This is a genomic window from Pantoea sp. SGAir0175 (genome assembly GCF_043547855.1).
On record NZ_CP028081.1, the window covers coordinates 2,002,067 to 2,016,106 of the forward strand.

Annotated in this window: 16 protein-coding genes, 1 pseudogene and 1 other annotated feature (1 of these 18 running past the window's edge); of the genes and pseudogenes, 3 read left to right on the plus strand and 14 right to left on the minus strand. The window is 58.2% G+C overall.

Annotated elements, in window-relative coordinates:
* Positions 1-53: 53 nt before the first annotated feature.
* Both C1N56_RS09235 and cls read right to left on the minus strand, forming a co-directional pair.
* Positions 54-383 (minus strand): HI1450 family dsDNA-mimic protein, encoded by a 330-nt coding sequence (locus tag C1N56_RS09235; protein ID WP_013509338.1) that lies wholly within the window; start codon positions 381-383, stop codon positions 54-56.
* Between the two features lie 37 nt (positions 384-420).
* Positions 421-1,881 (minus strand): cardiolipin synthase, encoded by a 1,461-nt coding sequence (gene cls / locus C1N56_RS09240; protein ID WP_021510090.1) that lies wholly within the window; start codon positions 1,879-1,881, stop codon positions 421-423.
* A 162-nt stretch (positions 1,882-2,043) separates the two neighbouring features.
* Here cls and C1N56_RS09245 point away from each other — a divergent pair, with 162 nt between their 5' ends.
* Positions 2,044-2,217: a YciY family protein gene (locus C1N56_RS09245; protein WP_088517180.1), complete on the plus strand. Its 174-nt coding sequence runs from the start codon at positions 2,044-2,046 to the stop codon at positions 2,215-2,217.
* 16 nt (positions 2,218-2,233) lie between these two features.
* Here C1N56_RS09245 and C1N56_RS09250 read toward each other — a convergent pair whose 3' ends face one another.
* Together C1N56_RS09250 and C1N56_RS09255 are read right to left on the minus strand one after the other, a co-directional pair.
* Complete coding sequence (locus C1N56_RS09250; RefSeq protein ID WP_021510092.1) at positions 2,234-2,407, minus strand: hypothetical protein; 174 nt, start codon at positions 2,405-2,407, stop codon at positions 2,234-2,236.
* A complete protein-coding gene (locus C1N56_RS09255) occupies positions 2,407-2,703 on the minus strand; it encodes a YciI family protein (RefSeq protein ID WP_010617723.1) in 297 nt (98 codons plus the stop codon). The genes C1N56_RS09250 and C1N56_RS09255 overlap by 1 nt, the downstream gene beginning before the upstream one ends.
* A gap of 205 nt (positions 2,704-2,908) precedes the next feature.
* On the opposite strand from C1N56_RS09255, the gene tonB reads away from it, so the two are divergent.
* The gene (gene tonB / locus C1N56_RS09260) at positions 2,909-3,640 is read left to right on the plus strand and encodes a TonB system transport protein TonB (RefSeq protein WP_193750260.1); all 732 of its coding nucleotides are present in this window, start codon (positions 2,909-2,911) and stop codon (positions 3,638-3,640) included.
* A gap of 52 nt (positions 3,641-3,692) precedes the next feature.
* Here the strand turns inward: tonB and yciA are convergent, their stop codons facing one another.
* The 4 genes from yciA to C1N56_RS09280 are packed head-to-tail and all read right to left on the minus strand — an operon-like array spanning position 3,693 to position 5,942.
* On the minus strand, positions 3,693-4,109 hold the full coding sequence (gene yciA / locus C1N56_RS09265; protein ID WP_215785851.1) for an acyl-CoA thioester hydrolase YciA: 417 nt from the start codon (positions 4,107-4,109) through the stop codon (positions 3,693-3,695).
* 54 nt (positions 4,110-4,163) lie between these two features.
* On the minus strand, positions 4,164-4,703 hold the full coding sequence (locus C1N56_RS09270; RefSeq protein WP_058758637.1) for a septation protein A: 540 nt from the start codon (positions 4,701-4,703) through the stop codon (positions 4,164-4,166).
* A gap of 60 nt (positions 4,704-4,763) precedes the next feature.
* Positions 4,764-5,498: a YciC family protein gene (locus C1N56_RS09275; protein ID WP_104092993.1), complete on the minus strand. Its 735-nt coding sequence runs from the start codon at positions 5,496-5,498 to the stop codon at positions 4,764-4,766.
* A 27-nt stretch (positions 5,499-5,525) separates the two neighbouring features.
* Complete coding sequence (locus C1N56_RS09280) at positions 5,526-5,942, minus strand: YkgJ family cysteine cluster protein (protein ID WP_021510097.1); 417 nt, start codon at positions 5,940-5,942, stop codon at positions 5,526-5,528.
* A 245-nt stretch (positions 5,943-6,187) separates the two neighbouring features.
* On the opposite strand from C1N56_RS09280, the gene ompW reads away from it, so the two are divergent.
* Complete coding sequence (gene ompW, locus C1N56_RS09285) at positions 6,188-6,820, plus strand: outer membrane protein OmpW (RefSeq protein ID WP_058771265.1); 633 nt, start codon at positions 6,188-6,190, stop codon at positions 6,818-6,820.
* 47 nt (positions 6,821-6,867) lie between these two features.
* Here the strand turns inward: ompW and C1N56_RS09290 are convergent, their stop codons facing one another.
* The 6 genes and pseudogenes from C1N56_RS09290 to C1N56_RS09315 form a co-directional block, all read right to left on the minus strand.
* Positions 6,868-7,182 (minus strand): BON domain-containing protein, encoded by a 315-nt coding sequence (locus tag C1N56_RS09290; RefSeq protein ID WP_059011630.1) that lies wholly within the window; start codon positions 7,180-7,182, stop codon positions 6,868-6,870.
* Between the two features lie 171 nt (positions 7,183-7,353).
* Entirely contained in the window at positions 7,354-8,157 is an 804-nt protein-coding gene (gene trpA, locus C1N56_RS09295) for a tryptophan synthase subunit alpha (protein ID WP_058771266.1), read from the minus strand.
* Complete coding sequence (trpB, locus tag C1N56_RS09300; protein ID WP_058758632.1) at positions 8,157-9,350, minus strand: tryptophan synthase subunit beta; 1,194 nt, start codon at positions 9,348-9,350, stop codon at positions 8,157-8,159. The genes trpA and trpB overlap by 1 nt, the downstream gene beginning before the upstream one ends.
* A 46-nt stretch (positions 9,351-9,396) precedes the next feature.
* On the minus strand, positions 9,397-10,764 hold the full coding sequence (trpCF, locus tag C1N56_RS09305) for a bifunctional indole-3-glycerol-phosphate synthase TrpC/phosphoribosylanthranilate isomerase TrpF (protein ID WP_394517421.1): 1,368 nt from the start codon (positions 10,762-10,764) through the stop codon (positions 9,397-9,399).
* Between the two features lies 1 nt (position 10,765).
* Positions 10,766-12,359, minus strand: a pseudogene (gene trpD, locus C1N56_RS09310) (bifunctional anthranilate synthase glutamate amidotransferase component TrpG/anthranilate phosphoribosyltransferase TrpD).
* Positions 12,359-13,921: an anthranilate synthase component 1 gene (locus C1N56_RS09315; protein ID WP_394517422.1), complete on the minus strand. Its 1,563-nt coding sequence runs from the start codon at positions 13,919-13,921 to the stop codon at positions 12,359-12,361. Before C1N56_RS09315 ends, trpD begins: the two are co-directional and overlap by 1 nt.
* 24 nt (positions 13,922-13,945) lie before the next feature.
* Positions 13,946-14,040, minus strand: a sequence feature (Trp leader region) (it continues 10 nt past the right edge of the window).

The window sequence follows — 14,040 nt, forward strand, 5'->3', positions numbered from 1 at the left end:
TGCCATAAACAACAACGCCGGGCAGTGCCCGGCGTTTTTTTATGCGCTGCGGCTTATTCACGCCACAGAATATGACACAGCTTATGGTCTTTCTCGCGGCACAGCAGGATGCGCGCGAACACATCGGTAATCGGTTCGCCGTCCGCTTCACCGAGGCCGATCACCACTTCTGAGAAGAAGTCAGGGTTGAGATCGAAATCCACATGTTCCTGCCAGTCTTCGGATGGATCAAACAGCTCGGCGCCGCCGCGCTCTTCAAATTGCAGATTGAACAGAATGATGTCTGCCGGATCGAGGTTATCGCCTGCCAGCTCAAGAAAAATATCGTAAGCCTGTTCCAGCGTTTCATCTTCAGTAAGGCGATTATTTAAATCCATGGTCATTCCTGCTTGCCCTGAGGCGGTAATATTTTCGCTCGTTTTACAGTAAAGGGCTAAAGAAGTAAAACAGTCGTTCGACGATGCGCTGCCACCAGGCACGTTTTGCCCAGCGCGCGCCGTCCAGCAGACGCGAACGGGCGATATAATCATCCTGGACGGTGGCGAGATCGCTACCAAAGCCGTCATCATCCACCACCAGCGTGATCTCGAAGTTGAGCCACAGGCTGCGCATATCCAGGTTCACCGTGCCCACCAGGCTGAGCTGACCGTCCACCAGCACACTCTTGGTGTGCAACAGGCCATCTTCAAACTGATAGATTTTCACCCCGGCTTCCAGCAGTTCAGTGAAGAAGGCGCGGCTGGCCCAGCCGACCAGCAGCGAGTCATTGTGGCGCGGTACAACAATGCTCACCTCAACGCCACGCAGCGCGGCGGTACAGATGGCGTGCAGTAAGTCGTCGCTCGGCACGAAGTAGGGCGTGGTCATGATCAGCTGCTCGCGCGCAGAATATACCGCCGTCAGCAGCGCCTGATGAATCATGTCCTCCGGGAAGCCCGGACCTGAGGCGATCACCTGAATGGTGTGACCGCTCTCCTGCTCAAACGGCATCACATTGCCGTCCGGGGCCGGCGGCAGAATACGTTTGCCGGTTTCGATTTCCCAGTCGCAGGCGTAGACGATGCCCATGGTGGTGGCCACCGGGCCCTCCATGCGCGCCATCAGATCAATCCATTGACCCACGCCAGCATCCTGTTTAAAGAAGCGCGGATCCACCAGATTCATGCTGCCGGTATAGGCAATGTAGTTATCGATCAGCACCACTTTGCGGTGCTGACGCAAATCCATGCGGCGCAGGAACACACGCCACAGGCTGACCTGCAATGCCTCGACCACATCAATACCGGCGTTGCGCATCATGCCCACCCACGGACTGCGGAAGAACGCTACGCTGCCGGCGGAGTCCAGCATCAGGCGGCAGTGCACGCCGCGCCGTGAGGCAGCCATCAGTGATTCCGCCACATCATCAGCCAGACCACCCGGCTGCCAGATGTAGAACACCATCTCAATATTATGGCGCGCCAGCTGAATATCGCGGATCAGCGCCTGCATCACGTCATCGGCGCTGGTCAGCAGCTGCAGCTGATTGCCTTTAACGCCGGCAATACCCTGACGATGACGGCACAGCTCGAACAGGGAACGCGCCACGTCGCTGTGTTCAGTCGCGAAAATGTGACGACACTGTTTCAGGTCGTTGAGCCATTTGGCGGTCGAGGGCCACATGGTGCGGGCGCGTTCAGCGCGACGTTTACCTAAATGCAGTTCGCCAAACGACAGATAGGCGATAATACCCACCAGCGGCAGAATGTAGATGATCAGCAGCCAGGCCATCGCTGAGGTCACCGCTCGCCGCTTCATCAGGATGCGCAGCGTAACCCCGGCAATCAGCAGCCAGTAGCCAAACAGCAGCAACCAACTGATAAGGGTATAAAATGTGGTCATAAAGTGGACGTCCCGTTCGCGCTTTGATGGGCAAAGTTTACGTGTTGATCTGCGCCAGCGAAACCTTTAATCGTTGATGACGTTTCGATGAAGGTTTCGATTTGGCATTTTTAGCCAGATCACTATAATGCGTCGCGGGTTTAGCCAGTCAGAGAGGATGTGATGAGACGCAGCAGAAATGAAGTGGCCCGCTGGAGAATGTTACGCCAGGCGCATCGCCGTCGTGCCCGCTGGCTGGAAGGGCAGTCACGTCGTTATAAGCGCATCCATGCGATTCGTCATCAGGTGGCGCAGCAGCAGCGTCGCTCTATCCTGTTTATCACGCAGAATACCTGAGCAATGAACGCGGTCGTCAGTGGCCGCGTAATACCAGTGAAACATTCACTATCTGCAGGGCCGCCGCCAGTACCACCAGCATGACGATGTGCTGGCGCGCCTGACGCCAGCCCTGACGGCGCCACAGCCACAGCGCACGACCAATCAGCAGCAGCACCAGCACTAACAACAGAAGGGGCTGCCACTGCATCAGAACACCCGTTTAAACGGTTTAACCGTGACTTTATCGTACACGCCAGCGGCGATATACGGATCGTCATTGGCCCACGACTGGGCCGTTTCCAGCGATGAGAACTCGGCAACAATCACAGAACCGGTGAAACCAGCCGGGCCCGGCTCATTACTGTCGACGGCAGGCAGAGGACCGGCGACAATCAGACGCCCCTCATCCTGCAGCAGCTGCAGACGCGCCAGGTGTGCCGGGCGCACAGAGTTACGTTTTTCCAGTGAATCTGCGGTATCTTCCGCATAAATGACGTAAAGCACGATGGGATACTCCCGTTAGACTTGCCGAATTTGCGAGACACGTTAAGTGATCGCTAAACAGAGTGCAAACGAAAGATAATGGGCGCGCGCTGCAGCGCAGGCAGGGTTAAAAAGCGCCTTTCTTTTGGCCTTCAGTAGCGTGCTTATTGAAACTGATTGCTATTTGCATTTAAAATCAGCGCTTCACTCAATGAACATGACTGATATGACGACGTTGACTACGCCTTTTCCAACCCGAACGCCTGTGTCCGTGATTTTATCCGTGCTCCTTCACGGTTCGGTAATCGCCGGCATTCTTTATGCTTCATTTCATCAGACCATTGAGGTTCCTAAAGCGTCTCAGCCTATCAGCATTAGCATGGTGGCACCGGAAGTGCAGCCTGAACCGGCACCGGCAGCCGTAACCCCGCCGCCGCCGCCCGAGCCGGAACCCGAGCCGGAAGTCGCGCCAGAGCCACCAAAAGCCGAGCCGGTGCCGATCCCTAAGCCGGAACCTAAACCGAAGCCAAAGCCGAAACCGAAGCCAAAGGTGGAGAAAAAGGCAGAGCCGAAGCCGCGCCAGCAGGTGAAGCCGCAGGAGAATCCGTTTAAACAGGACGCGCCAGCCGCGCAAACTCGCCCCTCGACGGCACCGAAGAATAACCCGGCCCCGACGCAGACGGTGTCGGATGGACCGAAAGCGATGAGCGTCAGCAAGCCGGCGTATCCGGCGCGTGCGTTCGCGCTGCGCGTTGAAGGGCGGGTGCGGGTGAAGTTTGACGTGGACAGCGATGGGCGCGTCGATAACGTCGAGATTTTGTCCGCCGAGCCGCGCAACATGTTTGAGCGCGAAGTAAAGCAGGCGATGAAGAAATGGCGCTATCAGCCAGGGCGGCCGGGCAAAGGGCTGACGATGAACATCGTGTTCCGCATTAACGGTGGCGCGAACATCGAGTAACGTCAGACAGGCAAAGAAAAAGCGGCCATTCCGGGCCGCTTTTTTTATACGCTTAATCGCTCAGATTGGCCCGGCCTTCCGGCAGCGGACGGGATTTCCCGCTGTTATCGACCGCCACGTAAACAAACACCGCTTCGGTGGCGCAGTAAGTCTGGCCGATCGGTTCGGACGACACTTTTTTAATCCACACTTCCACGTTAATGGTCATCGAGCTATTGCCGGTGCGGATGCAGCGCGCGTAGCAGCTCACCACATCGCCGACGGCGACGGGCTTGAGGAAGGTCATACCGTCCACGCGCACCGTTACCACGCGACCTTTGGCAATCTCTTTAGCCAGTATCGCGCCGCCCATATCCATCTGCGACATCAGCCAGCCGCCGAAGATATCACCGTTGGCATTGGTATCTGCCGGCATCGCCAGGGTACGCGAGACCATCTCGCCTTGCGGCAACTTATGTTTTTCGTCCATTGCTCAGTTCTTCTGCAGGTGAAGACAAGCCCGGCGGAGACCGGGCTGCATCGATTATTTTTGTTCTTGTTGCGGCATCTGTCGCCAGATATACAGGCCGCTTAACAGCGTAAACAGCAGGGTAAGGCCGGTAAGACCGAACACCTTAAAGTTAACCCAAAACGCCTGGGATAACCAAAACGCGACATAAATATTCGCCAGGCCGCAGGCCAGGAAGAACAGGGCCCAGGCGATATTCAGCCGACGCCATACCGCACCCGGCAGCTGCAGTTCTTTACCAAGCATGGTCTGGATCAGCGGTTGCTGCATAAACCACTGGCTGTACAGCAGCGCCAGCGCGAACAGCGAGTAAATCACCGTGACTTTCCACTTGATGAATTCATCATTGTGGAACACATAGGTCAGGGTGCCGAACACCGCAACCAGCACAAAGGTGAAAATAGTCATCTTTTCCAGCTTGCGGTACAGCACCCAGCTGACCACCAGCGCGATACCGGTCGCCACCACCAGCGCGCCGGAGGCGACGAAAATGTCGTACAGCTTGTAGAAAATAAAGAAAACTACCAGGGGAAGAAAATCGAGTAACTGCTTCATAGCGTTTCCAGTCAGGGGCAGGAGCGTTGAGTTACGGCGCCGCCGCGGGCGCCGTAACACTTAACGTAACAGCATATACAGCCGGTACAAATAGATAATCAGAATGGCTGATACCAGGTTGCCCAGCGCGTTGAGCACCACCGAAGCGATATTGGCAGGCAGCACGGTCAGCGAGGAGAAGAAGAACATCAGCGCAATTTTCGCCAGCAGCCACAGAATAATCGCCGGGGCGATCACCTTAATGTTCTTCCATGCCAGACGCATACTGGCGCGCATCGCACTGAAAATGCCCATCTTTTCACTTGCCAGCATCACCGGCGCCAGCGACAGCAGAATCGCCAGAATCACACCCGGCACCATCAGTACCATAAAGCCCAGCTGAACCAGCAGGGTGATCAGGAAGGTCTGCACCAGCAGTTTCGGCAGCAGCGGCGCAGAGGCGCCAATCGCGCGCAGCGCGCTGACGCGCTGTCCACTGGATACCATCGGCAGCAGGCACAGCATGCCGCCCAGCAGCAGCGTGTTGCCAATCAGGGCAGCAAAAGTGCCGGCGGCAGAGGCGCGCAGCAGAATGCGTTGCTGATCCGGTGACATGTTCTGGACGATTTCAAACAGCGATGAGGCGCTGCTGTCGGTCTGGCTGAGCAGGGATAACTGATCCTCGCCCGGCGTCAGGGCGTGGCCAACAATCACGGTAATAAACGAGGTCAGCAACGCCATCAGCACGATGGTGACCAGCTGATGGCGCAGAAAATTTCCTGTGTCACGGTATAACGAGCTTGCCGTGATAGACATGTACACTCCTTGAAGGAACCGGGTTAATTAACCCGGCGATTGTACATGTTCTGCAGGCAGGCTGGCACCCGGAATCCCATAACTTTCTGTCATCTCAGGTAAAGAAGGGTGAAAAAGCGCGGGTAAACCATAGCGCGCCCGCGCGCGATCGCAGGCGTCATTCGGCACGCCATTTTCGCCGGACATGGCGAATTCCCGGCACGGTGACGGCCGCTGCGCATAAATCCCACAGGAAACACAGCCGCCAATTTCGCCCTGCAGCGCCACGCAGCGCGGAGCACGATCGTTGGTGCCGCGCATGTTGCGCATCATCAGGCTCAGGGGTTCCGTCAGTTCAACCGGCACCGCGCCACCGCCGTCGTCGGCTTCGGCCCAGTAAAAAGAAACGCGAAAATGGGCGCAGCAGGCGCCACAGGTCATACAGGGGTTAAGTAAATCGCTCATCTGATCGCCCGCCACTCCTGAGGCTTCGAACCAAAATCACAAAAGGGGAATAGCAACATAATCACGCCATGTCATGGCCGCAACAGGATTTTTATGTCCGCTTGTAAAGGCAAAATTGATCTGAATCAATTCATTGTTTTATAAGTGATTAATTTGAATTGATGCTGATGATCTTTTCGCAAAAAAGGGGTAAATCTTGTGCCGCGATTAACCTCAATACCCTGTTTTCCGGCAAAGGAGTGATTATGAAACTGGCTAAATGCGCGCTGCTGCTGGCGCTGGCGATCCCGCAACTGGCACTGGCTCACCAGGCCGGTGATTTTTTTGTGCGCGCCGGTAGCGCGACCGTTCGTCCGACCGAAGGCTCTGATAATGTGCTGGGTATGGGCGGCTTCAGCGTCAGTAATGATACCCAGCTGGGTCTGACGTTTACCTGGATGGCGACCGACAATATCGGCGTTGAGCTGCTGGCGGCCACGCCGTTCCGCCACAAAGTGGGACTTGGCCCGACCGGCAACCTCGCTACCGTGCGTCAGCTGCCGCCCACCCTGATGGCGCAGTACTACTTTTTCGACAGCCAAAGCGCGCTGCGCCCTTACGTTGGCGTCGGGATCAACTACACCACCTTCTACGATGCGAAGTTCAACCAGACCGGGCAGGATGCGCAGCTGAGCGATTTGAGCGTGAAAGACTCCTGGGGCGTGGCGGGTCAGGTCGGGCTGGATTATCAGATCAACCGCGACTGGATGCTCAACGCATCATTGTGGTACATGGACATCGATACCGAAGTGAAATTCAAAGCGGCGGGCGAACAGCAGAATATCAATACCCGCATCGATCCGTGGGTGTTCTTCTTTGGCGCGGGCTACCGTTTCTGATTTTTACACCAGAAAGAAAAAGGGCGACCCGCAGGTCGCCCGTTTAGTTACTTAATCTGCATATTGTTGACGACGGATTTTACCCCCGCCACGTTACGCGTTACCGCAACCGCACGGTTGGCCATCTGCGGCGAGCTGACAAAGCCGCTCAGCTGTACTTTCCCTTTAAAGGTCTCAACGTTAATTTCTGTCGATTTCAGCGCCTCGTCATTCAGCAGCTGTGCCTTCACTTTGGTGGTAATGACCGTGTCATCGATGTAACCGCCGGTCCCTTCCTTTGTTGCTGTTGGTGCACAGGCACTTAAGGTGAGCGCCATCACTGTAGCCACTAAAAAACCCGCAACGACTTTGAACAATTTCATTGGTTATCTCCCTGTCATAGATGGTGGTGCACCGTAACGTGACGGCACGCTTAAGTGTGGGCCGTGCCTCGCATTTCGGCAACTCAGGCGCGATGAAAAAGTTTGTCGCAGGGGAGAAAAAAGGGGTAAGAAGTAAGAAGGGCCCCGCAGCCAGTGCAGGGCCGTGCCAACTTAGCGGGTAGCCGCTTTGAGATCGCTGACGAACGTTTGCAGTTCGCTGAGCAGCGCCGTTGGGTCGTTCTGATTACGCTCGATGATTTTCACGATGGCCGAGCCGGAGATGGCTCCGGCGGCTCCGGCGGCAACGGCCTCTTTCACCTGACCCGGCTCAGAAATGCCGAAGCCCTGCAGCGGCGGCGCAGCATGATATTCGCGCAGCTTCTCGATCAGATGGTGCAGCGGCAGGCTGGCGCGATTTTCCGCACCGGTAACGCCGGCGCGTGACAGCAGATAGGTGTAGCCACGGCCGTGCGAGGCGATTTCGCGCAGCAGATCGTCATCCGCGTTGGGCGGACAGATAAAGATCGGCGCAATGTTGTGACGCATCGCCGCCTGGCGGAACGGGGCCGACTCTTCCACCGGCACGTCAGCCACCAGCACCGAGTCAACGCCCACCGCAGCGCACTGCGCGTAGAAGTTGTCGATACCTCTGCTGAACACCAGGTTGGCGTACATCAGCAGGCCAATCGGCAGATCGGGGTATTTCTGGCGCACGGTGGCGAGCATTTCAAAACACTGCGCTACGGTGGTGCCGGCGGCAAAGGCGCGCAGCGTAGCGCCCTGAATCGTCGGTCCATCGGCCAGCGGATCAGAGAACGGAATGCCCAGCTCCAGCGCATCCGCACCGCCCGCGACCAGCGCATCAATGATTTTCAGCGACAGCGCCGGCGACGGATCGCCAAGGGTGACGAAGGGCACAAACGCGCCTTCCTGTTTCGCGGACAGACGTTGAAACAGCTGATTATAACGCTCCATCAGATCTCTCCCTTAGCTTTCAGAATATCGTGAACGGTAAAGATGTCTTTGTCGCCGCGGCCGGAAAGGTTCACCACCAGCAACTGCTCTTTGTCCGGGTTTTCGCGGATCATTTTCAGCGCATACGCCAGCGCGTGCGATGACTCCAGTGCCGGAATGATGCCTTCTGCACGACACAGCGTCTTAAAGGCCTCCAGCGCTTCATCATCCGTGATTGACACGTAGTCAGCGCGGCCGGTGCTGTTCAGGTGCGCATGCTGCGGACCGACCGACGGGAAATCGAGACCGGCAGAGATGGAGTAGGACTCTTCGATCTGTCCCTCTTCGGTCTGCATCATCGGCGCCTTCATGCCGAAATAGATGCCGACGCGACCGTGCTTGAGCGGCGCACCGTGCTCACCGGTGTCAATACCGTGACCCGCAGGCTCCACGCCGATCAGGCGCACGCTGCTCTCTTCGATGAAATCCGCAAACATGCCGATGGCGTTAGAACCGCCGCCGACGCACGCCAGTACCGCATCCGGCAGGCGACCCTCTTTTTCCAGAATCTGCGCTTTGGTCTCTTCGCCAATCATGCGCTGGAATTCACGCACAATGGTCGGGAATGGATGCGGACCTGCGGCAGTGCCGAGCATGTAGTGCGCGGTTTCGTAGCTGCCGGACCAGTCGCGCAGCGCCTCGTTACAGGCATCTTTCAGCGTGGCCGAGCCGCTGTGTACCGGAATCACCTCTGCGCCCATCAGCCGCATACGGAACACGTTGGGTGACTGACGCTCAACGTCTTTTGCGCCCATGTAAATACGGCATTTCATGCCGAGCAGGGCACACGCCAGCGCCGACGCCACGCCGTGCTGACCGGCACCGGTTTCCGCGATGATCTCGTTTTTGCCCATGCGTTTTGCCAGCAGCGCCTGGCCCAGCACCTGGTTAGTTTTGTGTGCGCCGCCGTGCAGCAGGTCTTCGCGCTTCAGGTACAGGCGGGTTTTGCTGCCTTTGGTCAGGTTGCTGCACAGCGTCAGGGCCGTCGGGCGACCGGCGTAGTTTTTCAGCAGGTCAGTAAATTCAGCCTGAAACGCCGGATCGCGCTGTGCTTCAACAAAGGCCGTTTCCAGCTGACGCAATGCTGGCATCAAAATCTGCGGCACATACTGGCCGCCGAATTCGCCAAAATAGGGATTAAGTAATGTCGTCATCGTGTCCTCTTCCTTATCCGGCCCGCCCGCAGGCGGGCAGACGCAATTAATAGGCGCGCAGCGTGCGGAATACCGCCGCGACTTTGCTGGCATCTTTGATGCCCGGCGCGGACTCCACGCCGGAGTTGAAGTCGAGGCCGGCACAGCCGAGCTGAGCGGCTTCGACGCAGTTATCGGCGCTCAGGCCACCGGCCAGCAGCACATCAGCCAGGTCTTCACCCTGCAGCAGCGACCAGTCAAAGCGCTGACCGCTGCCACCCTGGCCATTATCCAGCACGTAGCGATCAACGTGCGGCCAGTCGCGTGGCGGCAACCGATCTTTAATGCTCAGTGCCTTCCAGATGCGCACGCTGGCTGGCAGCGCCTGGCGCAGTTCCGCAACGTAGGCTCTGTCTTCGTCGCCGTGCAGCTGGACGGCCGCAAGCGATAAACGCGAGGCTGAAGTGACAACGTCACTGATAGCCTGATTGCGGAACACGCCGACATACTTCAGCGGTGCGGCGGCGATCACCGCCTGTGCCTGCGCCTCGTTAACCTGGCGCGGCGAACCGGCGGCAAAGATCACGCCGCCATAAAGCGCGCCAGCCTGATGCGCGGCCTGCGCATCTTCCGGGCGGGTCAGGCCGCACACCTTGTTATCGCCCAGCAGCACGCGGCGCACACCGGCGTCGAGGTCGTGCTCTTCCATCAGCGCCGAGCCAATTAAAAAGCCGTTAGCAAAATGGCTCAGCTCGCGCACCTGGGCGTAATTATGGATGCCGGACTCGCTGATTACGGTGACGCCATGGCTGAGACGCGGGGCCAGCTGACGCGTGCGATCCAGGTCAATCGACAAATCACGCAGATCGCGGTTGTTGATGCCGACCACTTTAGCTTCCAGCGCGATAGCGCGCTCCAGCTCTTCTTCGTTGCTGACTTCGGTCAGCACGCCCATTTTCAGGCTATGCGCCACCGCAGCCAGCTGACGATACTGCTCATCATCCAGTACTGACAGCATCAGCAGAATGGCATCGGCCTGATAATGGCGCGCCAGGTAAATCTGGTAGGGATCAATAATAAAGTCTTTGCACAGCACCGGCTGCGTGATGGCGGCGCTGACCACCGGCAGGAAATCAAAGCTGCCCTGGAAATATTTCTCATCAGTCAGCACTGACACTGCAGAGGCGTAATGGCAATAGATCCCGGCGATAGTCGCGGGATCAAAATCGGCGCGAATCAGCCCTTTCGACGGGGAGGCTTTTTTACACTCCAGAATGAAGACGGTGCGCGTGCCGCGCAGCGCCTCGTAAAAATGACGCTCCGCCGGCTGCAGATCGTTCTGGAAGGAGGCCAGCGGCTGCTGCGATTTACGTGCTTCAACCCACAGGGCTTTATCCTGCACAATTTTCTCTAATACGGTGCCCTTGATACTCATTTCATCCTCTCGCTGCCAGTGCCACAACGCGCTCGTACGCCTGACCGCTGCGAATGGCAGCCATGGCGCGCTCAGCGTTATCGCGCAAATCTTCATTTCCGAATACTTTCAGCAACATTGCGACATTTACCGCAACGGCCTGCTCGTGGGCGGGCTGGCCTTTACCCTGGAGCAAACGCGTCAGAATGTCACGGTTTTCTTCCGGTGTGCCGCCGGCCAGCGCCTCTTTCGGCTGGAAGCTGAAGCCAAAGTCTTCCGGCGTCAACTGGTAACTGGTGATCTCACCGTCACGCAGCTCAGCGACCTGGGTCGCACTGTGCAGCGCTACTTCATCCATGCCGCCACCGTGCACCACGGCAGCACGCTGGTAGCCCAGCACTTTCAGCGTCTGGGCGATGGGCAGCACCAGTTCCGGACTGTAGACGCCAATCACCGCCAGCGGTGGGCGCGCCGGGTTGATCAGCGGACCCAGCACGTTAAACAGCGTGCGGGTTTTCAGCTGCTGGCGCACCGGCATCGCGTGGCGGAAACCGCTGTGATATTGCGGCGCAAACAGGAAACAGACGTTGAGATCGTCCAGCGCCTGCCGTGCCTGCTGCGCCGGCATGTCGAGATTGATACCAAAAGCGGCCAGCAGATCGGAAGATCCGGATTTGCTGGAGACGCTGCGGTTGCCGTGCTTGGCCACTTTCAGCCCGCAGGTGGCGGCGACAAAGGCGCTGGCCGTGGAAATATTAATACTGTTGCTGCCGTCACCGCCGGTGCCAACGATATCGGCAAAGGTATAGTCCGGACGTGGGAACGGTCTGGCATCGGCCAGCAGCGCGGAGGCGGCACCGGCGATCTCTTCCGGGCGCTCGCCACGCACTTTCATGGCGATCAGCGCTGCTGCCAGCTGCGTTGGCTCCAGCTGTCCGGTAATAATCGCGCTGAACAGCTGGTGGCTCTCGGCCTGGCTCAGCGTTTGCGCCTGATACAGTTTTTCCAGAATAGTTTGCATCATCATCTCCCTGTTATTTCGCCAGCGCCCAGGCCAGTGTTTGCTCCAGCAGACGTGCGCCCTGCGTGGTGAGAATCGACTCGGGATGGAACTGGAAGCCGCACACGCGGTCCGTTTCGTGACGCACCGCCATCACCATGCCGTTGTAGCTGGCGTTGACCGTCAGTTCCGCCGGCGTATTGCTGCCCACCAGCGAGTGGTAACGCGCCACCGGCAGCGGGTTGCTGAGGCCGGTAAACATCGCCTCGCCATCATGGGTAATGGCGGAGGCTTTGCCGTGCAGAATTTCGCCCGCCTGGCCGACGTGCCCGCCGTAAGCTTCGACAATGGCCTGATGGCCGAGACAGATACCAATGATCGGCAGCTGACCGCGCAGCGCCTGTAACAGCTGCGGCATGCAGCCCGCATCTTTCGGTGCGCCAGGGCCGGGTGAGAGCATCAGCACCGGGTTTTCCATCTGCTGCAGGCGGTCGATCAGCACTTCTGCCGGGACGTTGTTGCGGTAAATCACCACGTTGTGGCCAAAGGTACGCAGCTGATCAACGAGGTTGTAGGTAAAGGAGTCGATATTATCGAGCAGCAGGATATCAGCCATCAGAAAATCTCCTTGCAGTGATGGGCAGTAGCGATGGCGCGCAATACCGCGCGGGCTTTGTTGCGGCTCTCATCCGCTTCAGCCTGAGGCTGAGAATCCAGCACCACGCCGGCACCGGCCTGCACGGTGGCAACGCCACCTTCCACCCAGGCGGAGCGGATGACGATGCAGGTATCAAGGTCGCCGCTGGCGGTGAAGTAGCCGACCGCGCCGCCGTAGCTGCCGCGCCGCGTGCCTTCTTTTTCCGCAATCAGCTGCATCGCACGCACTTTCGGTGCGCCACTCAGCGTGCCCATGTTCATGCAGGCGCGATAGGCGTGCAGCACATCAAGATCGTTGCGCAGCGTGCCTACCACGCGGGACACCAGATGCATCACAAACGAGTAGCGGTCCACTTTGGTTAAATCCGCCACATAACGGCTGCCGGGCACACAGATACGCGCCAGGTCGTTGCGCGCCAGATCAACCAGCATCAGGTGCTCAGCCAGCTCTTTATGATCGGTGCGCATTTCCAGTTCAATACGGCTGTCCAGGTCGCGATCCAGCGAGCCATCCGCATGGCGACCGCGCGGACGCGTACCGGCAATCGGGTAGATTTCGATCTGGCGCGAGCTGGCGTCATACTTCAGCGAACTCTCCGGCGAAGCGCCGAACAGCGCAAAATCCTGATCCTGCATAAAGAACATGTACGGGCTGGGGTTGCTGTTTTTCAGCGTATCGTAAGCCGCCAGCGGTGACGGGCACGGCAGCGAGAAGCGGCGCGATGGTACCACCTGGAAGATTTCGCCGATGCGAATGGCCTGCTGCAGTTCGCTCACTACATTGCAGTAAGCCTCATCGCTCTGGCTGGTGCTCAGCGTCATCTGCTCGACGCGCTGCACCGGCAGCGCAGGCGCTGGCTGCGTCATCTGACCGTGCAGCTGTTCAATACGGCTCTGCAGACGCTGAAACTCGCTGGTCGACGGCGCAAACAGGCTGGCCTGCAGACGGGCGCTGCGCTGCTGGTGATCGATCACCAGTAACGTTTCGGCGAGGTAGAAACAGTAGTCCGGGCAGCTTTGGTCATTGCGCAGCGGCGGCAAATCTTCAAATCCCGCCACCAGATCGTAGGCAAACAGGCCGCCCAGCAGCATAGCTTCACGTTCTTCGGCCTGGCTGTTCACCAGATGCGGAATCAGACGCAGTGCATCAAACACCGACAGCGCCTTCAGGCGGGAGTCTTCATCGTGCAGACCCTCAACCGGCGTGAAATGCAGCTCACGTCCGTCCGGGCGCACGGCGATGCGCACCTCGGGTGGCAGCGCTTCGTCCAGCAGCGGCAACAGCGCGCGGCCGTTTTCCGACAGCGCCTGCAGGGTAACAACATTGCCCAGGGCGCTGATGCGCAGCGCGCTGTCGACAATCAGCAGGCTTTTCAGGTTCTGCTTGCTGTCGATATCGGCAGATTCAAGCAGCAGAGTTGCCGGACGTGCGCCGCATAATTGATGAAACACTGCGGCCGGATCTTCGCGGTAGGGCGCGGTACCGGTAATCAACTTCAATGTAGGTTTCGCATTAGCCATAATGGATTCTCTGAATTTCGCTCAAAAAAAAAGCCCGCTCGGTGGCGGGCTCAGGTATCTGCACTGCGGTTACGCAAAATGTGCATGACGACGTCGCCCGTGAAAGGGATCATCGCGCC